Source organism: Micromonospora sp. NPDC006431, from assembly GCF_042870725.1.
Lineage (GTDB): Bacteria > Actinomycetota > Actinomycetes > Mycobacteriales > Micromonosporaceae > Micromonospora.
Map to the genome: position 1 here is coordinate 1 of NZ_JBIAHQ010000040.1, position 23,944 is coordinate 23,944.

Genomic DNA, 23,944 nt, shown 5'->3' on the forward strand with positions numbered 1-23,944 from the left:
TGGCACTGGCTTATCAAGCACCCTGTTGAGTTCTCAAAGAACAACCACACACCATCCAGCAACCCCACATCCGCAGAGCCACCATCCGGGGCATTCCGTTCACCGCGACCGCCACTCTCGCGCCGGGCACTTTTACTACGTTACCCGGTGGTTTCTGCCGTGTCAAACCGCTGTCTGGCGGTTCGTCGTGCATCCACCCTTTTGCCGGGCACCGCGATTCGACCGACTTGCGCCGGGCGCCTCGTGGATTTCGGCAGGACGGCCGCTGCGGTCTCCCGCTTGCTCGTCCGTGTCCCTGCCGGCCGATAACGTTACCCGGTCGGTTCCGCCTCGCCAAATCCGCCTCGCGGCGGATCCGGGGCACCACCCGGGCCCAGGGTCAGACGGAGAGAACCATCCGATCCTGGCGGCCATTCCCGCGCTCCGGCCTTTTGGGCTTTCGCCCTGTTTCGTCCGTTCCGCGCTGGCAGAGAGAAAGTTACGCGCCCAGCGGTTTGATCGTCAAATCCGCTGGGCGCGTCCCGCGTCACATTGTCGAGATACGACTATTTGCGCAGCTCAACCCCGGCGAAGGAACGCTTGCCGCGGCGCAGCACCAGGTACCGCCCGTGCAGGAGATCGTCCGCCGACACGGTCGCGTCGACGTCCGTCACCCGGGTGTTGTTGACGTACGCGCCGCCTTCGGCGATCACCCGGCGCGCCTCCTTCATGCTCGGCACCAGCCCGGACTCCTTGAGCAGGCCGGCGACGTCCGGCAGCTCGGCCAGGTGGACCAAGCCGGCCTCGGTCAACGCGGCGCGCAGGGTCGCCGAGGTCAGCTCCTCGAGCGAACCGCGGCCGAAGAGCGCCTGGCTGGCGGCGACCGCCTGGGCCATCTCCCGCTCGCCATGCACCAGCGCGGTCAGCTCCTCGGCGAGCGCCCGCTGGGCCAGGCGGGCCTGGGGCCGTTCCGCGGTCGCCTTCTCCAGCTCCTCCAACTCCTCCCGCGAGCGGAAGCTGAAGTAGCGCAGGTAGCGGACGACGTCCCGGTCGTCGGCGTTGACCCAGAACTGGTAGAAGGCGTAGGGGCTGGTCATCTCCGGGTCGAGCCATACGGAGCCGCCCTCGGTCTTGCCGAACTTGGTGCCGTCCGACCTGGTGACCAGCGGCGTGGTGAAGGCCTCCACCGGCCCGGCGCCCCGCCGACGGATGTAATCGACCCCCGCGGTGATGTTGCCCCACTGGTCCGAGCCGCCGTACTGGAGCTGGCAGCCGTGCCGGCGGTGCAGCTCGAAGAAGTCGTTGGCCTGCAGCAGCTGGTAACTGAACTCGGTGAAGCTGATGCCGGTCTCCAGCCGGGCCTTGACCACCTCGCGGGCCAACATCTTGTTCACCGGGAAGTGCTTGCCGACGTCCCGGAGGAACTCGACCACCGACATCTCGCCGGTCCAGTCCAGGTTGTTGACCAGTCGGGCCGCGTTCTCCCCGGTGTACGAGACGAACGGGGCGAGCTGGTCGTGGATGCGCTGGACCCAGCCCGCCACCACCTCGGGCGGGTTGAGGGTGCGCTCGGCGGTCTCCTTCGGGTCGCCGATCTGGCCGGTGGCGCCGCCGACCAGCAGCAGCGGCCGGTGCCCGGCGAGCTGGAGCCGGCGCGCGGTGATGACCTGCATGAGGTGGCCGACGTGCAGGCTGGGCGCGGTCGGATCGAAGCCCACATAGAAGGTGGCCGTCCCGCCGTCGAGCAGGTCGCGCAGCTCGTCGAGGCCGGTCGAGTCCTGGATCAGGCCCCGCCACTGCAGGTCTTCGGTCAGGGAATCCCGCCCCGGCGGGAGGTTGCTGTCGGTCACGGCTACCGATTCTCCCCCATCACCGGCCCGGACCCGTACCGGGTTTGCCCACGGCGGGGCGATTAGGCTGGCGCTCCATCGAGGGCGAGGAGGGCTGCCGTGGAGATGCCGGACCTGACCGGGGGCTTCGTGGCCCTGCTGGGCCTGAAGTTCGACGAGGTCAGCGGGGACCGGGTGGTGATCCGCTGGCAGGTCCGCCCGGAGCTGCACCAGCCGTACGGGATCCAGCACGGCGGGGTCTACTGCTCGGTGGTGGAGACGGCGGCCAGCATCGGCGGCGCGCTCTGGCTGGGCGACAAGGGCCAGGTGGTGGGCGTGTCCAACCAGACGGACTTCCTGCGCGCGGTGCGGGACGGCGAGCTGACCGCGGTGGGCACCCCGATCCACCGGGGCCAGAGCCAGCAGCTCTGGCTGGTGGAGATCACCGACGGGGACGGCCGGTTGGTCGCGCGTGGCCAGGTACGCCTGCAGAATCTCACCGCCGCCTGACCCCGGACGGGTGCCCGGCGACGGCGCTACCGGAGCCGGCGCGGGCGACGGCCTGGCCGATTCACCCTAAAAGAGATAGTTGACGCCGATATCGTCGCGTCGATGAGACCACCCGCTCCCGACCCGACGTGAGGAAGCTCCTCGCCGCCACCCTCGGCGTCCTGTCCGCCATCGGCGGCTTCGTCGACATCGGCGACCTGGTGGCGGCGAGCCAGGCCGGCGCCCGGTTCGGCATGGCCCACGCGTGGGTGCTGCTCGTCGGGGTGCTGGGCATCTGCGCGTACGCCGAGATGTCCGGCCGGATCGCGGCGGTGAGCGGCCGGGCCGTGTTCGACCTGGTCCGGGAGCGGCTGGGGCCGCGGGTGGCGCTGCTCAACCTGGTCGCCTCCTACCTGGTCACGGTGGTCACCCTCGCCGCGGAGCTGGGCGGGGTGGCCCTGGCGCTGCAACTGGCGACCGGGCTCAGCTACCTGCTCTGGGTGCCGGTGGCCGCGGTCGCGGTCTGGCTGGTGCTGTGGCGGATGCGCTTCGCGCTGATGGAGCGGGTGTTCGGGCTGGCCGGGTTGGCGCTGCTGGTGTTCGCGGTAGCACTGTTCGCCCTGCCCACCGACTGGGTGCGCCTCGGCCACGAGGCGCTGTACGTCAGCTCCGCCGGGGCGGGCTGGTCGGTGTACTGGTTCGTGGCGGTGGCGCTGTTCGCCTCCACGGTCAGCCCGTACGAGGTGTTCTTCTTCTCCTCCGGCGGGGTGGAGGAGAAATGGAGCGCCGCCGACCTGGCCGACGCGCGGTCGAGCGTGCTGATCGGCTTCCCGGTCGGCGGATTCCTGGCGCTGTCGCTGCTCGCCGTCGCGGCCGTGGCGTACCACCCGTCCGGGACGGCGCTGGACAGCCTCGACCAGGTGGCCCGGCCGGTGGCGACCGCGCTGGGCGGGGCCGGGCTGGCGGTCGCGGTGCTGGCGTTCTTCGCGGTTACCTTCGGCGCCGCGCTGGAGACCGGGCTGTCCGCCGCGTACGCGGTGGCGCAGTACTTCGGCTGGCAGTGGGGCAAGCGGGTCACCCCCCGGGAGGCGGCCCGGTTCCACACCGTGCTGCTGGTCAGCGTGCTGCTCGGGGTGCTGATGCTGCTGACCACCATCGACCCGGTGCAGCTCACCGAGTTCATGCTGGTGCTCAGCGCGGTGGTGCTGCCGCTGACGTACCTGCCGATCCTGGTGGTGGCGAACGACCGCAACTATCTGGGCGACCGGGTCAACGGCCGGTGGATCAACCTGCTCGGGGTGGTGTTCCTGCTGCTCATCGTCGCCGCGTCGGTGGCGGCGATCCCGTTGGCGATCATCACGAGGATGGGACAGTGAGGCTCCAGCTCGCCAAGCAGCTGCTCGACCGGCAGATCGTCGACCGGGACGGCCGGCTGGTCGGCCGGGTCGACGACATCGCGTTCGCGATCGACGCCGAGGGGGTGCCGTACGTGGACTGCCTGCTCTCCGGGCACGGCGTGCTGGGGCAGCGGATCGGCGGCCGGATCGGGCGGTTCCTGGTGTCGATCGCCGAGCGCTTCGCCGAGGAGGTGCCGGTGCCGCCGCGACGCATCCCGCTCGCCCAGGTCGCCGAGGTGGACAGCGCGGTGCGCCTGCGCTGCCGGGCGGCCGACCTGCCGCCGTCCCCCACGGAGTCCTGGCTGCGCCGGCACGTGATCGACCAGATCCCGGGGGCGGATCATGCGCGCCGGTGAGCTGCTCGGCCGGATGGCGTACGACCTGCACGGGCGGCGGCTGGGCCGGGTGGTCGACGTGGTGGTGCGCGGCGGCTGGCCGCCGGACCGGCTGCGGATCACCGACGTGATCGTCGCCGGCCACTGGTGGACCCGGGTGGTCGGGCGACTGATCGCGCCGGAGCTGCACCCGTCGGGACCGTGGCTGCTGCGCGCCGCCGCCCGGGTCCTCGGCCGGAGCACCCACCAGTTCCCCGCCGACCGGGTGCAGCTGCTCCCGCCGGTCGCGGACTTCCCGTTCGGCGCGCCGTCCGGGCCGCCCGACCACACCGGCTGAGGCGGCCCGGCCGGCACCGGCCGCGGCGGCCCGGTGCCCCATCGGACCGGGCCGCGAATCCTCCGCCGCGCGCCGGTTCCGCTCCCCCGGCTACCCGCGCTGCCCGGCCGGGGCTGCGGGCAGGTCCAGCACGTACGCGTCACCCTCCCGGTTGAAGCCGAGCCGGTGGTAGTACGGGGCGACCATGCCGGGCGGGCTGACCACCCGGCGGAAGCCGCGGTCGGTGAAGAGGCGGCTGCGCCGGTAGACGAACTCGCCCGGGGTGAAGTCGCGGAACGGCGGGGTGACGTAGTCGAGGTCGATCTGGGCCACCCCGCCGTCCTCGGCGTGCGACACCACCACGCCGACCACCTCGTCGGCGCGGACCACGAGGAACGCCGAGCGGTCGGCGCCGGCCGGGTCCCAGCGGAAGGCGGGGTTGAACCGGGCGATGTCGGCCGCGTGCACCCGCAGCGTGTGGGCCAGGAAGGCGTCCCCGGTGCCCACCTCGACCACCTGGTAGGTCTGCTCGTCGTGCCGGGTGGCCAGCAGCTTCCGCAGGTACCACACGTTGATTACGGCGAGCATCACGTTCAGCCCGACCATGGGCCACACGTGCACGGCGGCGTTGTAGCCGATCAGGATGAGGCAGCCGACGAGGTTGAGGGCGCGCAGCCGCAGGATGCGCGTCTGCAGCAGCGACCAGACCAGCAGCGCGGAGCCGGCCCAGCCGACGAGTTCCAGCCAGTTCACCCGGGCGAGACTAGTGGTCGCGCTGGTCAGCCGCCTCGGCGGGCAGCTCCAGCACGTACTCCTCGACCTCGGTGCCGCGGCCGTTGGCGTACCCGGAGTCCTCGCCGACCACCACGAAGCCGCACTTGCGGAGCACGGCGAGCGAGGCGGCGTTGTCCTTGGCGGCGCGGGCGTGCACCGGACGCTGCGGCAGCTCGCGCAGCAGCGCGGCGAGCGCGGCGGTGGCGTGGCCCCGGCCCCACCGGCGCGGATCGATCCAGTAGCTGACCTCGGTGCGCTCCCCCACCGGGAAGGCGGCCACGTGCCCGACCACCTCCCCGTCGACCGTCACGGTCCGGGGGACGATGCGCGGGTCGGCGCGGATGCGCGTCCAGTGGTCGTCGAAGGCGGCCCGGTCGGTTGGGTCCTTCGGGCCGAACGCGGCCATCCAATTGGCCTGCGGATCCTGCTCGTGGCGAAAGAACGCCGGCAGGTCGTCGTCGCGCACCGGGCGGAGCCGCACCTCACTGGTCACCGCCGGAGGATACGCGGACCGACCGACAGGTTCGGACCGCTGGCGAACGGGCGACGTCACCCGGGCGGTGGACCGGCGCCCGGACCCGCCCCGGACGGCCGGGTGGGAGCGGAGGATCGTCGGGTGAAGAGGATGACCCACTGCCGGCACCGGCCGGCATTCCCGATGCGTACCCCCAGAGCCTCCGTCACGGGCCCGATGCTGGCCGGCCCGCGGGCCCTGGGCCCGACGGCGGCCGCGCCGCTGGCGCTCGCCGCGGCGGCGCTCGGTGCCGTCGCGGTCGGCACGCTGGCGATCGGTCGGCTGGCGATCCGCCGGGCGGTCATCAAGGAGCTGCGCATCGGCCGGCTGGAGGTGGACGAGCTGGTCGTGCGGCGGACCGACGGCGGTCAGCCGGTGGGCGGCAGCGTCGTCTGATAGCCGTACAGCTCCAACAGGCAGACCCGGGAGGCCTGCAGCCGGTCCACCACCACGCTCATGAAGCAGGTCGTGAGCTGCCGGCCGAGCGCGTCGTCCGACTCCATCAGCCGGCGTACCCCGGCGGCCTGGAACTCGACGGCGAGGCTGCGCCGCACGGCCACCGCCCCGAACTGCCATCGGTACGGCGGGAAGAGCCAGGACCAGCCGACCACCCCGCCCGCGCCGATCGTCTCGATCCCCACGTCACCGCGACCGGGCACCGGGAAGTCCAGCGCCACCTCGCCGCCGCGGACCAGCCAGAACCGCTCCGCCGGCTGCCCGGCGCGGAACAGCCGGTGCCCGGGGTGCCACACCACGGGGCGGGCGTGACCGGTCAGCGGGGGCAGCCACTCCGGCGGCAGCCCGGCGAGGAACGGATGCGCGCGGAGGACGCGTCCGCGCCGGCCCCTCCCCCGCCGACGCGGATGGCGGTCCGGCAGGCCGAACCTCGGGGCCGAGGCGTCGACGCCGGGGTGGCCGGGCAAATGCGGTCCGGGGACGAGCGGGCCGCCGACAATGGCCTGAGCCGACCGAAGGGATGCCGATGAACCGACCTGTCGTGGTGGGGGTCGACGGATCACCGACCAGCCTGACCGCCGCCGAGCACGCCGCGCGGGCGGCCGTCCAGCGATCCCGGCCGCTGCACCTGGTGCACGGCTACCTGCACCCGCTCGGCTACGGCGTGCCGCTCAACCCGTACGACCTCGGCGTGCCGGCGCCGACCGAGGCGGCGCAGAAGATGCTCGAACAGGTGGCCGGCGACCTGACCGACCGGCATCCGGGCCTGCGGGTGGAGGTACGCCAGGTGGCCGGCGGCCCGGGGGCCACGCTGGTCGAGGAGTCCCGCCGGGCCGACCTGGTGGTGGTGGGCAGCCGGGGGATGGGCGGGTTCGCCGGGCTGCTGCTCGGCTCGGTCAGCGGCCAGGTGGCCCAGCACGGGCACTGCCCGGTGCTGGTGGTCCGCCCGGCCGAGCAGCCGATCCCGGTCGACGGGCCGGTGCTGGTCGGCGTGGACGGCTCCGAGTCGGGCGGGCTCGCCGTCCGGCTAGCGGCAGACGAGGCGGACCGCCGCGACAACGACCTCGTGCTGGTGCACGTCCGGCCGCCCGAGCGGGCCGGTACGGTGCCGGAGCAGGCGGCCGAGTCCGCGGCGGCCGGGCAGGCCGAGTCGGCCGAGCTGCTGGCCGGGGCGGCGGCCCAGGTCCGCGCGGACCATCCGGTGCTGACCGTGGTCGAGCGGCCGGTCCGGGCCGCCTCCCCCGAGCAGGCCCTGATCGAGGCGAGCGGGGAGGCGGCGCTGGTGGTGGTCGGGTCGCGGGGCCGCGGCGGCTTCGCCGGACTGCTGCTCGGGTCGGTCAGCCAGGCGCTGGTGCAGCACGCGCACTGCCCGGTGCTGGTGGCCCATCCGTACGAGCGGGCGGAGTGAGGACCGCCGGGGACGGGCCGGTCAGACCGAGTCGCGGCCGGCGAGCAGGTCCTCGAAGTTGGTGGTGAGGGCGAACGGGTCGGCCGGGCCGGTCGCGACCGGGCGGCGGTCCACCTGCTCCGCCAGCTCGACCCCGGCCCGCCGGATGCGGGCCCGCAGGGCACCGTCGGCGCTCTCGCCGGACCAGTCCTCCGGCGCCGCGTAGACCACCGTCGGCACCACCACCGCCCGCAGGTACGCGAACATCGGCCGGACCGCGTGCTCCAGGGCGAGCGAGTGCCGGGCGGTGCCCCCGGTGGCGCCGATCAGCACCGGCCGGTCGGCCAGGGCGTCCCGGTCCACCACGTCGAAGAACGACTTGAACAGCCCGTTGTACGAGGCGTTGAAGATCGGGGTGACCGCGATCAGGCCGTCCGCCCCGGCCACGGTGTCCAGCGCCTCCCGCAGGGCGGCCGACGGGAAGCCGGTGAGCAGGTGGTTCACCACGTCGTGGGCATGCTCGCGCAGCTCGATCGGGCGGATCTCCACCTCGGCGCCGCGCCGGACCAGCTCGTCGCGGGCGGCCGCGGCGAGCTGGTCGGCGAGGAGCCGGGTCGAGGAGGGCTGGCCGAGGCCGGCGGAGACCACCGCCAGGGTGCGCCGGGTCATCGGGCCGCCTCGGGCGCCTTGCCGGTCACGTCGTCGACGGCGTGCACGGTGTTGTCCTTGGCGCTGTCCGCCGTGGCCAGCAGCGAGGCGTGGGTGGGCGCCTCCGGCACGTGCACCGGTCGCAGCGAGTCGAACTCCTTGCGCAGCACCGGGACGACCTCCTCGCCGAGGAGGTCGAGCTGTTCCAGGACAGTCTTCAGGGGCAGCCCGGCGTGGTCCATCAGGAAGAGCTGACGCTGGTAGTCGCCGACGTACTCGCGGAAGCCGAGCGTGCGGTCGATGACCTGCTGCGGGCTGCCCACGGTCAGCGGGGTCTCCCGGGTGAACTCCTCCAGCGACGGCCCGTGCCCGTAGACCGGGGCGTTGTCGAAGTACGGCCGGAACTCGCGGACGGCGTCCTGGGAGTTCTTCCGCATGAACACCTGCCCGCCGAGGCCGACGATGGCCTGGTCGGCGGAGCCGTGGCCGTAGTGCTCGAAGCGTTGCCGGTAGAGCCTGATCATCCGCTGGGTGTGCTCCTTGGGCCAGAAGATGTGGTTGGCGAAGAAACCGTCGCCGTAGTAGGCCGCCTGCTCGGCGATCTCGGGGCTGCGGATCGAGCCGTGCCAGACGAACGGCGGCACCCCGTCGAGCGGGCGCGGGGTGGCGGTGAACGACTGCAGCGGGGTGCGGAACCGGCCCTTCCAGTCGACCACGTCCTCACGCCACAGCCGGTGCAGCAGGTCGTAGTTCTCGATGGCGAGGGGGATGCCGTTGCGGATGTCCTGCCCGAACCACGGGTAGACCGGGCCGGTGTTGCCGCGCCCCAGCATCAGGTCCACCCGGCCGTCGGCCAGGTGCTGGAGCATCGCGTAGTCCTCGGCGATCTTCACCGGGTCGTTGGTGGTGATCAGCGTGGTCGAGGTGGAGAGCAGCAGCCGCTCGGTCCGGGCGGCGAGGTAGCCGAGCATGGTGGTCGGCGACGAGGGCACGAACGGCGGGTTGTGGTGCTCGCCGGTGGCGAAGACGTCGAGCCCGACCTCCTCGGCCTTGAGCGCGATGGCCACCATGGCCTTGATCCGCTCACGCTCGGACGGCAGCCGCCCGTTGGTCGGGTCGACCGTGACGTCGCCGACGGTGAAGACTCCGAACTGCATGATCCAGCTCCTCGCGTGACGCCCGGGCCTGTGCGGCCCGGATCGCACCCCACAACATATTTGACGAGTCAACTATTCCGTCATGGGTCGTGGGCGGCGTGGCCCAGGTCACCACCCACCGGCCGGTTGCGGCCCGCCGGCGTCGCTCCGGACTGCGGCGCGCAGCCCCGTCAGCCGCCGGCCACGGAGGGGAGCACCTGCACCTCCGCGCCGTCGCCGACCGGGGTGTCCAGCCCGCCGGCGTGCCGGCAGTCCTCGCCGTCGACGTAGACGTTGACGTAGCGGCGCAGCTCGCCGCGCTCGTCGCGGATCCGGCGGCCCAGCCGCGGCCAGGCGCCGTCGAGCTCGTCGAGGACGGCCCGCAGCGTGCCGGTGGCGGCGACGGTCAGCCGGCTCGCGCCGCCCGCCTCGCCGCGCAGCGGGCCGGGCAGCAGCACGGTGACCACTCACACCTCCGCGGCCCGGACGCAGAGCACGTCCGGCAGGTGGGCGGCGACCAGGGACCAGGAGTCACCCTCGTCCGGGCTGGCGTAGACCTCGCCGGAGCGGGTGCCGAAGTAGACCCCGGCCGGGTCGGCGTCGTCGGCGCACATCGCGTCACGCAGCACCGACGGGTAGAACGGCCCCTCGGGCAGCCCGACCGAGAGCGGCTCCCACTTGTCGCCCGCGTCGGTGGAGCGGTAGACCCGGCAGCGGTGGTCGACCGGGAAGCGCTCCCCGTCGGCGACAAGCGGGAAGACGTAGACCGTGCCGGGGCGCGACGGGTGGGCGACCATCGGGAAGCCGAAGTCGCTGGGCAGACCGGCGGCGATCGAGCTCCAGGTGCGCCCGTCGTCGTCGGAGCGGTAGACGCCGTGATGGTTCTGCGCGTAGAGCCGGTCCGGGTTGCCGGCGTCCCGGGCGATCTTGTGGACGCACTGCCCGAACTCGGGCCACTCGTCCGGCAGGAAGTAGGCCCGGATGCCGCTGTTACCGGGCGTCCAGCTCGCCCCGGCGTCCTCGGTGCGGTAGACCCCGCCGGTGGACATGGCCACCGCCATCCGGGCCGGATCCCGCGGATGCGGCAGCACGCTGTGGATCGCCTGGCCACCGAAGCCGGCGGCCCAGGACTCGCGGTGCGGATGGTCCCAGAGCGCCCGGACGAGCTGGAAGCTGCGCCCGCCGTCGTCCGAGCGGAACAGCGCGGACGGCTCGGCACCGGCCCAGACCACGTCGGGCTGGTCGGCGCCCGCCGGAGTGAGCTGCCAGACCCGGCCCAGGCTGGCGCCGGTGTCGGCCGGGAAGGCCACCGGCGCCTGGTCGGGCTCCTGCCAGGAGGCGCCGAGGTCGTCGCTGGTCGCCACGCTCGGCCCGAAGTGCGAGCTGGTCATCCCGGCGAGCAGGCGGGGCCGGCCGGTGCGTTTGTCGATGGCGACCGCGTAGACGCCGGTCATCGGGAAGTGCGGGCCGGTCACCTCCCAGGCGCGTCGATCGGTGCTGGTGGCGAGGAAAAGCCCCTTGCCGGTGCCGATTGCGAGCAGTGTCGCCATGCCGGTCCTCCGATCCGTGCCGAGCGGGTGGCTGCCGGGTCCGGGCGGCACCCGGCCAGAGGCGTACGACGCGGGCGGGCGGGACCTGGCGTCGTGATTATGGTCATCCCGTCCGACAGAATGCCGCTTCACCGGGCCGGTGGCCAGCCCGCACCGCCGTCCGAGCGCTCCGCCCGGCAGCCGCCGGCCTCAGCGACGGGTGCGGGGCACGTGGCGGCGGTAGGCGCTCACCGTCGGGTCGCCGGCGATCCAGAACCGCCAGGGCACGTCGTGCGCCCCGGTCACCCCGACCCGGGGGCCGGCCGCGATCGCCGCCGCCGGCACCGGCGCCGCCGCGGGCCGCAGCCGTACCGGGCCGTCGCCGAGCAGGTCGACGCCGTAGACCGCGCCGTCGATGCCGAGCGCCGCGCAGAGCCGGGCGGGCCCGCGGGCCAGGTCCACGTCCCGGCGTACGGCAGGGCGCCGCGACCGGGCCGCGGCCAGCCCGTCGACCACATCGCCGGCGCGCAGCAGCACCGCCGAGGCCTCCCCGTCCGGGCCCGTGACCACGTTCATGCACCAGTGCATCCCGTAGGTGAAGTAGATGTACGCCCGCCCGGACGGGCCGAACATCACCGCGTTGCGCTTGGTGCGGCCCCGGTGCGCGTGCGAGGCCGGGTCCCCGGCGGTGCCGGCGTACGCCTCGACCTCGGTGATCCGGACGGTGACCCCGCCGGCGGTGAGCAGGCAGCCGAGCAGCCCGCGGGCGGCCGGCACGACCGGCCCGGCCAGCAGGTCGGCCAGGTCGGCTGCGGTGGTGGCGGGCTCGGCACTGGTCATGGGTCGACGATAGCCGGTGGGGCGCTGGCGATCTTTTCAATAGGCCGTTGACAAGATGCTGTTCAAGGGTGTGTCATGGAACCCATGCCCACGCTGGACAACGACCCGTTCACCGCTCCGGACGCGGCCCAGGCCCGCGCGCACCGCAACTACGCCGCGCTGCTGCGGATCGCCGAGCGCCATGCCGGCACCAATGCCCGCCGCCGGCGGTACGCACACCCCGACGTGCCGGACGCGTACGAGGCGGCCACGCTGGTGATGGCCCTCGCCGGCGGCGCGGAGCTGGAGCCCGGCGAGGAGCCGGTCGACCAGGCGGACCTGATGGCCGCGCTGACCCTGGTCCCGCACGTGCGGGCGGAGGTGGACGCGCTCGAGGCGGGGCTGGTGCAGGTGGCCCGCGGCCGGGGTCTGACCTGGCAGGCGATCGCCTTCGGGCTCGGGCTGGGCAGCGCCCAGGCGGCCCGGCAGCGCTACGACCGGATCACGGTACGCACCGGCACCGCCGACTGACCGGCGGAAGCTGTCACAGGGACCGGCGAGACTGCCCGGGTGGACGGGACGAGGACGCGATGACGCGCGACGAGATGCGGGCGTACTGCCTGGCGAAGCCGGGCGCCTGGCTGGACCAGCCGTGGGAGGGCGACGAGGTGGTCAAGGTCGGCAGCAGGATCTTCGCCTTCCTCGGCTCGCCGGACGGCGACGCGCGGGTGGGCCTGAAGTGCGGCCCGTCCCGGGAGGTCGCCGACGAGTGGCTGCACCGGTTCCCCGATGACGCCCGCGCCTCCCCCTACATCGGTCGTTCGGGGTGGAACACGCTGCGGCTCGACGGCGGCATCCCCGACGAGGAACTGCGCGAGGCGCTCGACGGGTCGTACGACGCGGTGGTGGCCAAGCTGCCCAAGCGCGAGCGACCGACGGGACCGCATTAACCCGCTGCGTTGAGGTGGCCGACAACCTGCCGGGCGGGGTTGCCGTCCGCGACAGCAAGGACCCGGCCGGTCCGGTGCTCGCCTTCGACCCGCAGACGTGGCGCTCGTTCGTCGAGTTTGCCAAGCAGTCCTGATACAGCGAAGGAGCAGGCCCTCAGCAGCATGCTGAGGGCCTGCTCCTTTCTGTCGTTGGGGTCAGCGGGGTACGACCTGCTCGGCGGCCCAGTCGCGCCAGCCGGCCAGCTTGTCCGCGGCGACGGCGAGCTGGTCGGCGACCGGGCCGGGGCCGGTCGAGCCGGGAGTGGTCCGGGCCGCGAGTGCGGAGCGCACCGAGAGCACGTCCCGCACCGACGGGTCCAGGTGCGGGCTGACCGCGGCCAGGTCGGCGTCGGAGACCTCGTCCAGGGCACAGTCCCGGGCCACGCAGAGCGCCACCAACTGGCCGGTGATCTCGTGCGCGTCACGGAACGGCACGCCCCGGCGGACCAGCCAGTCCGCCACCTCGGTGGCAAGGGAGAAGCCGACCGGCGCGGCGGCGACCAGGCGGTCGACGCGTACGGTCATCGTGGAGATCATCCCGGCGAGCGCCGGCAGCAGCAGCTCCAGGGTGTCGACCGCGTCGAAGGCCGGCTCCTTGTCCTCCTGCATGTCCCGGTCGTAGGTCATCGGCAGGCCCTTGAGCATGGTGAGCACGCTCATCAGGCCGCCGACCAGCCGGCCGGACTTGCCCCGGGCCAGCTCGGCGATGTCCGCGTTCTTCTTCTGCGGCATGATCGACGAACCGGTGGCGAATGCGTCGTCCAGCTCCACCCAGCCAAACTCGTGCGACGTCCAGAGCACCACCTCCTCGCCGAGGCGGGACAGGTGCACGCCGATCATCGCGGTGACGAAGAGGAACTCGGCGACGAAGTCCCGGTCGGCGACCGCGTCCATCGAGTTGGCGAAGGACGTGCGGAAGCCCAGCTCCTTGGAGACCGCCACCGGGTCCAGCGGCAGGCCCGAGCCGGCGAGCGCGCCCGCGCCGAGCGGGCTGATCGCCGCCCGGTGGTCCCAGTCGCGCAGCCGCTCCAGGTCGCGCAGCAGCGGCTGCACGTGGGCGAGCAGCCAGTGCCCGAAGGTGACGGGCTGGGCGTGCTGGAGGTGGGTCATGCCGGGGGCGGCGGTGTCCACGTGCCGCCCGGCCTGCTCGACCAGCGCCTCGGCCAGCTCGACCAGGCGGGCGGCCACGCCCCGGGCGTGATCGCGCAGGTAGAGCCGCAGGTCGGTGGCGACCTGGTCGTTGCGGGACCGGCCGGCGCGCAGCTTGCCGCCGAGGCTGCCGAGCCGCTCCAGCAGGCCGCGCTCCAGGGCGGTGTGCACGTCCTCGTCGTCGACGGTCGGACGGAACGCCCCGGAGGCGCAGGCGGCCTCCAGGTCGTCCAGCGCGGCCAGCATCTTGCCCAGTTCCTCGGGGTCGAGCAGGCCGGCGCCGGCCAGGACCCGGGCGTGCGCCCGGGAGCCGGCGATGTCGTACGGGGCGAGGCGCCAGTCGAACTGGACGCTCACCGACAGCCGCGCGAGCGCCTCGGAGGGGCCGCCGGCGAACCGGCCTCCCCAGAGGCTCGTCCGGTTGGTGGCGGCGCTGTTCTCGGTCAGGCTCTTGTCGTCCACCCCACCCATCATTGCAGTGCTCACCTTCCGCTCCCGACTGCGGGGCTCACTCGCTGCGCTCGTTCACTCCTCGCGCTCGCAAGGCTCACCTCCCGCTTCCCGACTGCGGGGCTCACTCGCTGCGCTCGTTCACTCCTCGCGGTCGCGCCCACGATCAGGCGCCACCCAGCCGGGCGTCCCGCGCGGCGGCCATCCGGCTGGGCAGGCCCCACAGCTGCACGAAGCCCTTCGCGAGGGACTGGTCGAAGGTGTCGCCGGTGTCGTAGGTGGCCATGCCGAAGTCGTACAGGCTGGCCTCGGAGCGCCGGCCGGTGACGGTGGCCCGACCGCCGTGCAGGGTGAGCCGCACCTCGCCGGAGACGTGCTGCTGGGCGTCGTCGATGAACGCGTCGAGGGCGTTCTTCAGCGGCGAGAACCAGAGGCCGTCGTAGACCAGCTCGCCCCAGCGCTGGTCGACCCCGCGCTTGAACCGGGCCAGGTCCCGCTCGACGGTGACGTTCTCCAACTCCTGGTGGGCGGTGATCAGGGCGATCGCGCCGGGCGCCTCGTACACCTCGCGGCTCTTGATGCCGACCAGCCGGTCCTCGACCATGTCCAGCCGGCCGACGCCCTGGGCGCCGGCCCGCCGGTTGAGCTCCAGGATCGCCTGGTACGGGGTGACGGTCTCGCCGTCGATGGCGACCGGTACGCCGGCGTCGAAGGTGATGACGACCTCGTCGGCGTCCCGCAGCTCGCTGGGGTCGGAGGTGTAGGAGTAGAGGTCCTCGATCGGGCCGTTCCAGATGTCCTCCAGGAAGCCGGTCTCGACCGCGCGGCCCCACAGGTTCTGGTCGATGGAGTACGGCGACTTGGCCGACACGTCGATCGGCAGCCCCTTCTCCTCGGCGAAGGCGATCGCCTTGTCCCGGGTCCAGGCGAAGTCCCGGGCCGGGGCGATGATCTTCAGGTCGGGGGCGAGCGCGCCGAGGCCGACCTCGAAGCGGACCTGGTCGTTGCCCTTGCCGGTGCAGCCGTGCGACACGATGGTGCCGCCGTGCTTCTTCGCCGCGGCCACCAGTTGCTTGACGATCAGCGGCCGGGACAGCGCGGAGACCAGCGGGTAGCGGTCCATGTAGAGGGCGTTGGCGCGGATGGCCGGCAGGCAGTACTCGGCGGCGAACTCGTCGCGCGCGTCGACCACCTCGGACTCGGCGGCGCCGCAGTCCAGCGCCCGCTGCCGGATGACGTTCATGTCCTCGCCGCCCTGGCCGACGTCGACCGCTACCGCGATCACCTCGGCGCCGGTCTGCTCGGCCAGGTACGGGATGGCGACGGAGGTGTCGAGACCCCCGGAGTACGCCAGGACGACCCGCTCGGTCATGGTGTGGTGCTCCCTTCAACGTTGTCTTCCCGGCGGGCCCACGCGGCGAGCTTGTCGCCCAACGCGGCGCCGCCGACGGCCTCGCGGGCCACGACGAGGATGGTGTCGTCGCCGGCGATGGTGCCGACGACCTCGGGCAGGCCCGCTCGGTCCAACGCGCTGGCCAGATAGTGGGCTGCGCCCGGCGGGGTGCGCAGCACGGCGATGTTGCCGCTGGCGTCGACCCCGTTGAGCAGCTCGCGCAGCAGCCGGACGAGCCGGGCCGGGGCGGCCTCGGCCTCGCGCAGCGGCCGGTGACCGTCCTCCGGGATCAGGTAGACGCCCCGCCCGTCGCCGCCGCGCGCGGTGACCGCCCCCAACTCCTTGAGGTCCCGGGAGAGGGTGGCCTGGGTGACCTGGATGCCGCCGCCGGCGAGCAGGTCGGCCAGCTCGGTCTGCGAGTGGATGGCCCGGTCGCGGATCAGCTCGACGATGCGGGCGTGCCGGGCGGCGCGGGTCAGCGGGGCGGTCATGGGGTTGATGCCTCCAGGAGAAACGTCAGCAGCGCCTTCTGGGCGTGCAGGCGATTCTCCGCCTGGTCGAAGACGGCGCTGCGCGGCCCGTCGAGCACCTCGTCGGTGATCTCCTCGCCCCGGTGGGCGGGCAGGCAGTGCAGCACGATGACGTCGGCCGCGGCGTGGCCGAGCAGCGCGTCGTTGACCTGGTACGGCAGGAACGGGGTGGTCCGGTCGAGGCCGTCGGACTCCTGACCCATCGAGGTCCAGGTGTCGGTGGCGATCACGTCGGCGGCGCGGACCGCCTCGACCGGGTCGGTGAGCGCGCGGACCGATCCGCCGGTGCCGGCGGCGATCTTCTCGGCCCGGGCGACCACCTCGGGGTCGGGCTGGAACCCGGCCGGCCCGGCGATCCGGACGTGCATCCCGGCGGTCGCCCCGGCCAGCAGATAGGAATGCGCCATGTTGTTCGCCGCGTCCCCGACGTACGCGAGGGTCCGTCCGGCGGTGGCGCCGAACCGCTCGCGGACGGTGAGCAGGTCGGCGAGGAGCTGGCAGGGGTGGTACGCGTCGGTGAGCGCGTTGACCACCGGCACGGTGGCGTGCGCGGCGACCTCGGCGATCCGGTCGTCGCCGTGGGTCCGCAGCACGATCGCGGCCACGTAGCGGGAGAGCACCCGACCGGCGTCGGCCAGGGTCTCGCCCCGCCCGAAGTGGGTGACCTGGGTGTCCACCACGAGTGGGTGGCCGCCCAGCTCGGCGATGCCCACGTCGAACGAGAACCGGGTGCGCAGGCTCTGCTTGTCGAAGAGCACCGCCACCGACCGCGGCCCGGCGAGGGGCTGGTGGCCGAAGCGGTCCGCCTTCATCCGGGCCGCGAGGTCGAGCACGGCCGACTGCTCGGCGGGCGAGAGGTCGTCGTCCCGCAGGAAGTGCCGGATCATGCGGGGACCTCCGTCGTGGTCGGGGCATTCTCGGCGGGGATCGCCGGGGCGGGCGCGGCGGCGTCGAGGGCGGCCGGGAGGGCGGCGAGGAAGGCGTCGACCTGCGCGGCGCTGAGGATCAGCGGCGGGGCGAGCCGGACCACGCCGGGCTGTACCGGGTTGACCAGGAAGCCGGCGTCGCGCAGCGCGGCCGCCACCGCGCCGGCCACGGGCTGGTCGAGCACGACGCCGAGCAGCAGGCCGGCGCCGCGTACCTCGGCGACGAGCGGGTGGCCGAGCGCCTCGATCCCCCGCCGTAGCCGCTCCCCGATCCGCTTGACGTGGTCGAGCAGCCCCTCGCTGGCGATCGTCGAGATCACCGCGAGGGCGGCCGCGCAGCTGACCGGGTTGCCGCCGAAGGTGGTGCCGTGTGAGCCGGGGCCGAGCAGCTCGGCGGCCCGGCCGAAGGCCAGGCAGGCGCCGATGGGCAGGCCCCCGCCGAGTCCCTTGGCGAGCGTGACCAGGTCCGGCTCGACGCCCTCGGCCTGGTGGGCGAACCAGTGCCCGGTGCGGCCGACGCCGGTCTGCACCTCGTCGAGCACCAGCAGTGCGCCGTGGGCGGCGGTGATCCGCCGCGCCTCGGCCAGGTAGCCGGGCGGCGGGACGACGACGCCGTTCTCGCCCTGGATCGGCTCGATGATCACCATGGCGGTGGCGTCGGTTACGGCGGCCGCCAGGGCCGCGGCGTCGCCGTACGGCACGTGGGTGACGTCACCGGGAAGCGGGCGGAAGGGGTCGGCCTTGGCCGGCTGGCCGGTGAGCGCCAGGGCGCCCATGGTCCGGCCGTGGAAGCCGCCCTGGGTGGCGACCACGTGGGTGCGCCCGGTGAGCCGGGAGAGCTTGAACGCGGCCTCGTTCGCCTCGGCTCCGGAGTTGGCGAAGAACACCCGTCCGGGCCGGCCGGCGAGGGCCAGCAGCAGCTCGGCGAGGGCGACCGGCGGCTCGGCGACGAACAGGTTGGAGACGTGCCCGAGGGTGGCGACCTGCTTGGACACGGCGGCCACCACGGCCGGGTGGGCATGGCCGAGGGCGTTGACCGCGATGCCGCCGAGCAGGTCGACGTACTCCCGGCCGGCCTCGTCGACCACGACGGCGCCGGAGCCGGAGACGAGCGCGAGCGGCGGGGTGCCGTAGTTGTCCATCATGGCCGCGCTCCAGCGCTCCACCAGCATGCTCATCCGACCGTGCCTTCCTTGTTCGCGACTGCGGGGCTCGCAAGCTCACTCCTCGCGCTCACCGGGCTCCCCTTTCGTTCGCGACTGCGGGGCTCGCAAGCTCGCTCCTCGCGCTCACGACCATCGTGCCGAAACCTTCTGAGGTGAAGACCTCGAGCAGCGTGGAGTGGGCGACCCGGCCGTCGACGACGTGCGCGGCCGGCACTCCTCCGCCCACCGCCCGCAGGCAGGCCTCCATCTTCGGGACCATCCCCGACTCCAGGGACGGCAGCAGCTTCGCCAGCTCGTCGGTGCTGATCTCGCTGACCAGGCTGGACGTGTCCGGCCAGTCGGCGTAGAGGCCGGCGACGTCGGTGAGCACGACCAGCTTGCGGGCGTCCAGGGCGACCGCCAGCGCGGCGGCGGCGGTGTCGGCGTTGAGGTTGTGCAGCACACCGTCGGCGTCCGGCGCGACCGTGGAGATCACCGGGATCCGGCCGGCCGCGATGAGGTCGGCGACCGCCGACACGTCCACCGACTCCACGTCGCCGACCTGGCCGACGTCGACCGGCTCCCCGTCCACGTACGCCGGGCGGCGCACCGCGGTGAACAGCCCGGCGTCCTCGCCGGAGAGGCCGACCGCGAACGGGCCGTGCGCGTTGATCAGGCCGACCAGCTCCCGGCCGACCTGCCCCACGAGGACCATCCGCACGACGTCCATCGCCTCGGGGGTGGTGACCCGCAGGCCGCCCTTGAACTCGCTGGCGATGCCGAGCCGGCCGAGCATGGCGGAGATCTGCGGCCCGCCGCCGTGCACGACGACCGGCTTGAGGCCGGCGTACCGGAGGAAGACCATGTCGGCGGCGAAGGCACGCTGCAACTCGGGGTCGACCATGGCGTTGCCGCCGTACTTGACCACGACGGTGGCGCCGGAGAAGCGGGCCAGCCAGGGCAGGGCCTCGATCAGCGTCTCGGCCTTGGCCTGGGCCCGGGTGAGGTCCGCGGTGAGGCTCATGTGGAGTACGCCGAGTTCTCGTGCACGTACGCGTGCGACAGGTCGTTGGTCCAGATCGTCGCGGCGGCCTCGCCGGCGTGCAGGTCGATCCGGATGGTGACGTCCCGGCCGGTGAGGTCGACCTTGGCGCGGTCCTCGGCGGCCGCACCGCTCCGGCACACCCACACCCCGTTGACCGCGACGTCCACCCCGTCCGGCTCGAACGCAGCGGCGGTGGTGCCGACCGCGGCGAGGATCCGACCCCAGTTCGGGTCGTTGCCGAACAGCGCGGTCTTGACCAGGTTGTTCCGGGCCACCGACCGGCCGACCTCGACCGCGTCCTCCTCGGTGGCGGCGCCGACCACGTCGATGGCGATCTGCTTGGTGGCACCCTCGGCGTCGGCGATGAGCTGCTGGGCCAGGTCGTGGCAGGCGGCGGTGACCGCGGCGGTCAGCTCCGCCTCGGTGGGCGCGATCCCGGACGCACCGCTGGCCAGCAGTAGCACCGTGTCGTTGGTGCTCATGCAGCCGTCCGAGTCGATCCGGTCGAAGGTGACCCGGGTGGCGGCCCGCAGCGCGGCGTCGAGGGTCTCCGGCCCGGCCACCGCGTCGGTGGTGAGCACGCAGAGCATGGTGGCCATCGCCGGGGCGAGCATGCCGGCGCCCTTTGCCATGCCGCCGACGGTCCAGCCGCTGCCGCCGGCCACGGTGGTCTTGGGCCGGGTGTCGGTCGTCATGATCGCCTCGGCGGCCGGCTGGCCGCCCTCGCGGGACAGCCCGCGGACCGCGGCGCGGACGCCGGGCAGGAGTTTGTCCATCGGGAGCCGCTCGCCGATCAGGCCGGTCGAGCAGACGGCGACTTCACCGGCGCCGAGCATCAGCCGGGGGCTGCTGGCGGTGAGCGCGGTGGCGGTGTGCTCGGCGGTGGCGTGGGTGTCCTGGAAGCCGGCCGGGCCGGTGCAGGCGTTCGCCCCGCCGGAGTTGAGCACGACGGCGCGGACCACGCCGCCCCGGACGACCTGCTGGGTCCAGAGCACCGGGGCGGCCTTGACCCGGTTGGCGGTGAAGACGGCGGCCACCCCGGCGTCGGGGCCGTCGTTGAGGACCAGGGCGACGTCGCCGGCGCCGCTGGCCTTGAGGCCGGCGGCGACACCGGCGGCCCGGAAGCCCCGGGGGGTGGTGACGGTCATGGGGCTACTCCGAAGACGGGGAGTCCGGTGGTCTCGGGGAGGCCGAGCATCAGGTTGGCGTTCTGCACGGCCTGGCCGGCCGCGCCCTTGCCCAGGTTGTCGATGGCGCTGACCACGATCACCCGGCCGGAGTCGACGTCGACGGTGGCCTGGAGGTGGCACGAGTTCGAGCCGGCGGTGGCGGCGGTGTGCGGCCACGCCCCCTCGGGCAGCACGTGCACGAAGGGCGCGTCCGCGTACGCCCGCGCCAGCACCGCGCGCGGGTCGGCGCCGCCGGTCGGGACGGCGGTGACCGTGGCGAGGATGCCCCGGGGCATGGGGGCGAGCACCGGGGTGAAGGAGAGGCTGGTCGCCCCGGTGGCCTGCTTGATCTCCGGCACGTGCTGGTGGGCGCCGACCTTGTAGGGCGACAGGTCGCCCATCACCTCGCTGCCGAGCAGGTGGGCCTTGGCGGCCCGGCCGGCGCCGGAGGTGCCGGAGGCGGCGACCACCACCACGTCGGCGGGGTGGACCGCGCCGGCGGCGATCAGCGGGGCGAGGGCGAGAGTGGTGGCCACCGCGTAGCAGCCGGTGCTGGCCACCCGGGTCGCCGCGGCGATCGCGGCCCGCTGGCCGGGCAGCTCCGGCAGCCCGTAGGTCCAGGCCCCGGCGTGCGGGCCGCCGTAGTAGCGGGACCAGGCGTCCGCGTCACGCAGCCGGTGGTCGGCGCCGAGGTCGACCACCTTGACGGTGGCGGGGAGCGCCGCGGCGAGGGCCGCCGACTGGCCGTGCGGCAGGGCCAGGAAGACCAGGTCCGCGTCGGCCAGGGTGGCCGGCTCGGTCGCCCCGAGCACCAGGTCCAGCCCGGCGAGCTGCGGGTGTACGGCGGCGACGGGCTGGCCGGCCTGCGAGTGGGCGGTGGCCGCGACGAGGTCGAGCTCGGGGTGCCCGGCGAGCAGACGCAGCAGCTCACCACCGGCGTACCCACTCGCCCCGGCGACCGCGACCCGGATACCCATACTCACCTCCGCATGACTATGCATTTCAGGCTAGCAGGCTCGGCGATGGGCTGCAAGTTCATACAGGCGACTGCATGAACCTGCCGTCAGACCCTCGGCGGCACGTCGGGCGGCGCCGCCTCCCTCGGGTACAGCCGCCAGGAGATCACGTTGGCGGTGGCGACGCCGACCAGCACCAGGGCCGCGGCCAGGGCCACCAGCAGCGGTGGCACCGCGTGCGCCACCGGGACCAGGACCGCGAGCAGCGCGAGCCCGACCAGCCGCGACCAGGAGACGCGACTGAAGGCGGCGTAGTCGAGCATCGCCCGGCCGACCAGGAACAGCGCCGGGCCGCCGAGGATGACCAGGAACCGCGACGGCTTGGTCTCGCCGAAGGGTTCCGCGATGATCAGCCGGTCCCCCACGGCGCCGACCGCGACGCCGACCACCATGATCAGGTGCGCGTACGACGCGAGCTCACCGACATAGGCCGGGGCCCGGGACGACGCGATGGCGGCGGGGAGCAACTCGCCCGCCCGGTAGTAGTAGATCTGCCAGAGAAGCACGGTGATCACGAACGCCACCAGCAGCGCGGCCGTCCGCTCGCGCTGGAAGCCGTACGGGCTGATCTGGATGCCGGAGGTCAGGATGGTTTCCCCGAAGGCGATGATGAGCACCTGCCGGTAGCGCTCCGTCAGGTGCTCCTCGGCGATCGGCTGACCGCGCAGTCCCGCGCGGCCCAGCCAGGGGGTCGGGAAGTCGAGCAGCCCGCCGACGTAGTCGATGAGGACCGCCACGGTCCACCAGACCAGCCGGATGTCGCCGTGGGCGAAGATCCCGGCGAGCCACGGGACCGCCGAGATGCATGCCCAGAAGAGGATCCGGACGCTGACCCCCCGCGCGTAACCGTCCCCGCCGAACAGCACGAGCCAGAGATGCCGGACAACCTCGACGGCGACGTAGACCCCCGCGAAGACGGCCCCGTAAGCCTCGAACGCCGCCGGCAGCGCGGCGCCCATCAACAGGGCGCCGAGCATGGTCACGATGACCATGACCTGGATCATCGGACGGGTGGGGTCGTACCGGTTGGCCGTCCAGGCCATCCGGTACCAGAGCCACCAGATGGCCAGGGTGAGCACCAGCGCCGAGTAGAAGCCGTGCCAGTCCAGCTGGTGGACCAGGCGGTCGGAGAGACGGGTGAGGGCGAAGACCAGCACCACGTCGAAGAGCAGTTCGACGAAGCCGGCCCGCTGTGGGGGCTGGCGGCTCCCCGGCAGCTCAGCCGCCCCACCTCGCACGACCATACAGATCTGCCCTACTTTTCCCCTTTTGGGCAGTATTCCACGCCATCGCGCAGGGGAGCGTCAGGTCGAGGGATTCCGGGTGCGCCGGCGGGCGAGGCGGGCGGCCAGGGCCATCAGCAGCACCGCCTCCGCGACCAGGATGGCGACGGCCCACCCGGGGCCCACCCAGCCGGCCAGCGAGACGTACCAGTAGCGCACCAGCAACGTCAGCACCGTCACCGCGAACGCCAGGGAGGCGAGACCGTAGAGGGCGTACGCCACCCGGTCCCGGGGGCGGTAGCCACGGACCGCGCCCGGGCCCTGGCGCAGCAGCCGGCCGTAGAACCGGTAGCTGTCGGTCCGCAGGTCGCCGAGGTTCAGCGCGTGGCTGAGCATGTAGTAGCCGTCGAGCCGGAGGAAGGGCACCAGGTTGAGCGCGGCGGTCGCGGTGCCGAAGAGCAGCATCGTGCCGGCCAGGTCGTAGAGCGCACCCGGCGCACCCCAGAGCCGGATGGCGGCGAACGGCACCAGGGCCAGCATGCTGACGAACACGCCGGCGAACGCGGTCGCCACCCGCCGGCGCGGGGTGAACAGCACGATGTCGTCGACCTTGCAGTACGGGGCCAGCAGCGGGAAGCGCCACATCACCCCGATCTCGGTGCCGCGCCCGCCGAAGTGCCGGCAGGTCAGCCCGTGGGCGCACTCGTGCAGGAAGACGATCACCCAGGTGATCACCACGGCGGCCAGGATCGCGGGGAGCGGGCGGTCGCCCCGGGCGACCACGTCGAGCAGCGCCGGCAGGTGCAGCGCCACGTACCCGGCGACCGCCAGCACGACCAACAGCGCCGGCAGCACGAACCACCAGGTGAACAGCGGCGCCAGCCGGGGCAGCAGCCGGTCGAAGAACCGGTCCGGGTCGTACAGCGGCCAACGGGCCGACAGCGGGCCGCGCCGGGTCGTGGCCGCGCCCTCGGCGGCCGCCGCGGTGAGCCGGGCGACAGCCTCCGGATCGGTGGCGCCGTCGAGCAGTTGCCGCTTGTGCAGCATGCCGAAGAGCTGCTGCCAGTTCTCCGGCCCGAGCCGCCGCCGGAACACGGCGGCGTACTCGGTGGCCAGGTCGTCGAGCGTCCGGGTGCCGTCCATCCGGGACAGCAGGAAGTGCTCGCGCGGCCCTACCCGGTAGTACCAGCCGGTCTCCGGGTCCTTGACGTGGTGGACGAGCTTCTCCCCCCGCCACTGGCCCGCGCCGAGCACGATCCCGGCCCGCAGCCGGGGCCGGGTCCAAGTCGCGTCCACCGTGG

Annotated in this window: 28 protein-coding genes; 9 read left to right on the forward strand and 19 right to left on the reverse strand. The window is 73.4% G+C overall.

The genetic code is table 11. The annotated features are described in order from the left end of the window. Positions 1-545 precede the first annotated feature (545 nt). A complete protein-coding gene (gene tyrS / locus ACFYM6_RS33970; RefSeq protein ID WP_387281572.1) occupies positions 546-1,829 on the reverse strand; it encodes a tyrosine--tRNA ligase in 1,284 nt (427 codons plus the stop codon). Positions 1,830-1,934: 105 nt separating this feature from the next. On the opposite strand from tyrS, the gene ACFYM6_RS33975 reads away from it, so the two are divergent. The 4 genes from ACFYM6_RS33975 (at position 1,935) to ACFYM6_RS33990 (ending at position 4,366) form a co-directional block, all read left to right on the forward strand. Further along, on the forward strand, positions 1,935-2,318 hold the full coding sequence (locus ACFYM6_RS33975; protein ID WP_387281606.1) for a PaaI family thioesterase: 384 nt from the start codon (positions 1,935-1,937) through the stop codon (positions 2,316-2,318). Between the two features lie 128 nt (positions 2,319-2,446). After that, complete coding sequence (locus ACFYM6_RS33980; protein WP_387281573.1) at positions 2,447-3,673, forward strand: NRAMP family divalent metal transporter; 1,227 nt, start codon at positions 2,447-2,449, stop codon at positions 3,671-3,673. Then, positions 3,670-4,050 carry a hypothetical protein gene (locus tag ACFYM6_RS33985; protein ID WP_387281574.1) on the forward strand — a complete coding sequence of 127 codons (381 nt, stop codon included), beginning with the start codon at positions 3,670-3,672 and terminating at the stop codon, positions 4,048-4,050. Before ACFYM6_RS33980 ends, ACFYM6_RS33985 begins: the two co-directional genes overlap by 4 nt. Beyond that, entirely contained in the window at positions 4,037-4,366 is a 330-nt protein-coding gene (locus ACFYM6_RS33990; RefSeq protein WP_387281575.1) for a PRC-barrel domain containing protein, read from the forward strand. The genes ACFYM6_RS33985 and ACFYM6_RS33990 overlap by 14 nt, the downstream gene beginning before the upstream one ends. 90 nt (positions 4,367-4,456) lie before the next feature. Here ACFYM6_RS33990 and ACFYM6_RS33995 read toward each other — a convergent pair whose 3' ends face one another. Beyond that, positions 4,457-5,098 (reverse strand): hypothetical protein, encoded by a 642-nt coding sequence (locus ACFYM6_RS33995; RefSeq protein WP_387281576.1) that lies wholly within the window; start codon positions 5,096-5,098, stop codon positions 4,457-4,459. Between the two features lie 10 nt (positions 5,099-5,108). Beyond that, positions 5,109-5,612: a GNAT family N-acetyltransferase gene (locus ACFYM6_RS34000; RefSeq protein WP_387281577.1), complete on the reverse strand. Its 504-nt coding sequence runs from the start codon at positions 5,610-5,612 to the stop codon at positions 5,109-5,111. A 132-nt stretch (positions 5,613-5,744) separates the two neighbouring features. Here ACFYM6_RS34000 and ACFYM6_RS34005 point away from each other — a divergent pair, with 132 nt between their 5' ends. Next, positions 5,745-6,029, forward strand: coding sequence for a hypothetical protein (locus tag ACFYM6_RS34005; RefSeq protein ID WP_357442796.1), 285 nt, complete (start codon positions 5,745-5,747; stop codon positions 6,027-6,029). Here ACFYM6_RS34005 and ACFYM6_RS34010 read toward each other — a convergent pair. Further along, on the reverse strand, positions 6,002-6,388 hold the full coding sequence (locus ACFYM6_RS34010; protein WP_387281578.1) for a cyclic nucleotide-binding domain-containing protein: 387 nt from the start codon (positions 6,386-6,388) through the stop codon (positions 6,002-6,004). The genes ACFYM6_RS34005 and ACFYM6_RS34010 overlap by 28 nt on opposite strands. Before the next feature lie 221 nt (positions 6,389-6,609). Here ACFYM6_RS34010 and ACFYM6_RS34015 point away from each other — a divergent pair, with 221 nt between their 5' ends. After that, positions 6,610-7,497 (forward strand): universal stress protein, encoded by an 888-nt coding sequence (locus ACFYM6_RS34015; protein ID WP_387281579.1) that lies wholly within the window; start codon positions 6,610-6,612, stop codon positions 7,495-7,497. Between the two features lie 21 nt (positions 7,498-7,518). Here the strand turns inward: ACFYM6_RS34015 and ACFYM6_RS34020 are convergent, their stop codons facing one another. The 5 genes from ACFYM6_RS34020 to ACFYM6_RS34040 all read right to left on the reverse strand — a co-directional run bounded on the left by ACFYM6_RS34020 (position 7,519) and on the right by ACFYM6_RS34040 (position 11,629). Next, positions 7,519-8,145, reverse strand: coding sequence for an FMN reductase (locus ACFYM6_RS34020; protein ID WP_387281580.1), 627 nt, complete (start codon positions 8,143-8,145; stop codon positions 7,519-7,521). After that, a complete protein-coding gene (locus ACFYM6_RS34025) occupies positions 8,142-9,281 on the reverse strand; it encodes an LLM class flavin-dependent oxidoreductase (RefSeq protein WP_387281581.1) in 1,140 nt (379 codons plus the stop codon). The genes ACFYM6_RS34020 and ACFYM6_RS34025 overlap by 4 nt, the downstream gene beginning before the upstream one ends. Before the next feature lie 170 nt (positions 9,282-9,451). Continuing rightward, positions 9,452-9,727, reverse strand: a complete 276-nt coding sequence (locus ACFYM6_RS34030) for a ubiquitin-like small modifier protein 1 (protein ID WP_387281582.1) — start codon at positions 9,725-9,727, stop codon at positions 9,452-9,454. Then, positions 9,728-10,810 (reverse strand): WD40/YVTN/BNR-like repeat-containing protein, encoded by a 1,083-nt coding sequence (locus ACFYM6_RS34035; protein ID WP_387281583.1) that lies wholly within the window; start codon positions 10,808-10,810, stop codon positions 9,728-9,730. Between the two features lie 189 nt (positions 10,811-10,999). Continuing rightward, a complete protein-coding gene (locus ACFYM6_RS34040; RefSeq protein ID WP_387281584.1) occupies positions 11,000-11,629 on the reverse strand; it encodes a DNA-3-methyladenine glycosylase in 630 nt (209 codons plus the stop codon). Positions 11,630-11,704: 75 nt separating this feature from the next. Between ACFYM6_RS34040 and ACFYM6_RS34045 the strand changes: the two genes are divergently transcribed. Genes ACFYM6_RS34045 through ACFYM6_RS34055 form a run of 3 tightly spaced genes read left to right on the forward strand, consistent with a single transcriptional unit; the run spans position 11,705 to position 12,692 of the window. Continuing rightward, positions 11,705-12,139 carry a DNA-binding protein gene (locus tag ACFYM6_RS34045; protein WP_387281585.1) on the forward strand — a complete coding sequence of 145 codons (435 nt, stop codon included), beginning with the start codon at positions 11,705-11,707 and terminating at the stop codon, positions 12,137-12,139. A 59-nt stretch (positions 12,140-12,198) separates the two neighbouring features. Continuing rightward, complete coding sequence (locus tag ACFYM6_RS34050; protein WP_387281586.1) at positions 12,199-12,558, forward strand: MmcQ/YjbR family DNA-binding protein; 360 nt, start codon at positions 12,199-12,201, stop codon at positions 12,556-12,558. 14 nt (positions 12,559-12,572) lie between these two features. Next, entirely contained in the window at positions 12,573-12,692 is a 120-nt protein-coding gene (locus tag ACFYM6_RS34055) for a DUF397 domain-containing protein (protein ID WP_387281587.1), read from the forward strand. Between the two features lie 61 nt (positions 12,693-12,753). Here the strand turns inward: ACFYM6_RS34055 and argH are convergent, their stop codons facing one another. The 10 genes from argH to ACFYM6_RS34105 form a co-directional block, all read right to left on the reverse strand. Then, positions 12,754-14,217 carry an argininosuccinate lyase gene (gene argH, locus ACFYM6_RS34060; RefSeq protein ID WP_387281607.1) on the reverse strand — a complete coding sequence of 488 codons (1,464 nt, stop codon included), beginning with the start codon at positions 14,215-14,217 and terminating at the stop codon, positions 12,754-12,756. A 145-nt stretch (positions 14,218-14,362) separates the two neighbouring features. Continuing rightward, positions 14,363-15,568, reverse strand: a complete 1,206-nt coding sequence (locus ACFYM6_RS34065) for an argininosuccinate synthase (RefSeq protein WP_387281588.1) — start codon at positions 15,566-15,568, stop codon at positions 14,363-14,365. Beyond that, complete coding sequence (locus ACFYM6_RS34070; protein ID WP_387281589.1) at positions 15,565-16,080, reverse strand: arginine repressor; 516 nt, start codon at positions 16,078-16,080, stop codon at positions 15,565-15,567. The genes ACFYM6_RS34065 and ACFYM6_RS34070 overlap by 4 nt, the downstream gene beginning before the upstream one ends. Then, positions 16,077-17,006 carry an ornithine carbamoyltransferase gene (argF, locus tag ACFYM6_RS34075; protein ID WP_387281590.1) on the reverse strand — a complete coding sequence of 310 codons (930 nt, stop codon included), beginning with the start codon at positions 17,004-17,006 and terminating at the stop codon, positions 16,077-16,079. The genes ACFYM6_RS34070 and argF overlap by 4 nt, the downstream gene beginning before the upstream one ends. Then, complete coding sequence (locus tag ACFYM6_RS34080; RefSeq protein WP_387281591.1) at positions 17,003-18,223, reverse strand: acetylornithine transaminase; 1,221 nt, start codon at positions 18,221-18,223, stop codon at positions 17,003-17,005. The genes argF and ACFYM6_RS34080 overlap by 4 nt, the downstream gene beginning before the upstream one ends. A 55-nt stretch (positions 18,224-18,278) precedes the next feature. Beyond that, a complete protein-coding gene (gene argB, locus ACFYM6_RS34085; RefSeq protein ID WP_387281592.1) occupies positions 18,279-19,214 on the reverse strand; it encodes an acetylglutamate kinase in 936 nt (311 codons plus the stop codon). Then, the gene (gene argJ, locus ACFYM6_RS34090; RefSeq protein WP_387281593.1) at positions 19,211-20,383 is read right to left on the reverse strand and encodes a bifunctional glutamate N-acetyltransferase/amino-acid acetyltransferase ArgJ; all 1,173 of its coding nucleotides are present in this window, start codon (positions 20,381-20,383) and stop codon (positions 19,211-19,213) included. Before argJ ends, argB begins: the two co-directional genes overlap by 4 nt. Beyond that, positions 20,380-21,381, reverse strand: a complete 1,002-nt coding sequence (gene argC / locus ACFYM6_RS34095) for an N-acetyl-gamma-glutamyl-phosphate reductase (protein ID WP_387281608.1) — start codon at positions 21,379-21,381, stop codon at positions 20,380-20,382. The genes argJ and argC overlap by 4 nt, the downstream gene beginning before the upstream one ends. A gap of 86 nt (positions 21,382-21,467) precedes the next feature. Next, positions 21,468-22,664 carry a low temperature requirement protein A gene (locus ACFYM6_RS34100; RefSeq protein WP_387281594.1) on the reverse strand — a complete coding sequence of 399 codons (1,197 nt, stop codon included), beginning with the start codon at positions 22,662-22,664 and terminating at the stop codon, positions 21,468-21,470. A 60-nt stretch (positions 22,665-22,724) separates the two neighbouring features. Beyond that, positions 22,725-23,939 carry a hypothetical protein gene (locus ACFYM6_RS34105; protein ID WP_387281595.1) on the reverse strand — a complete coding sequence of 405 codons (1,215 nt, stop codon included), beginning with the start codon at positions 23,937-23,939 and terminating at the stop codon, positions 22,725-22,727. Between the last annotated feature and the right edge of the window lie 5 nt (positions 23,940-23,944).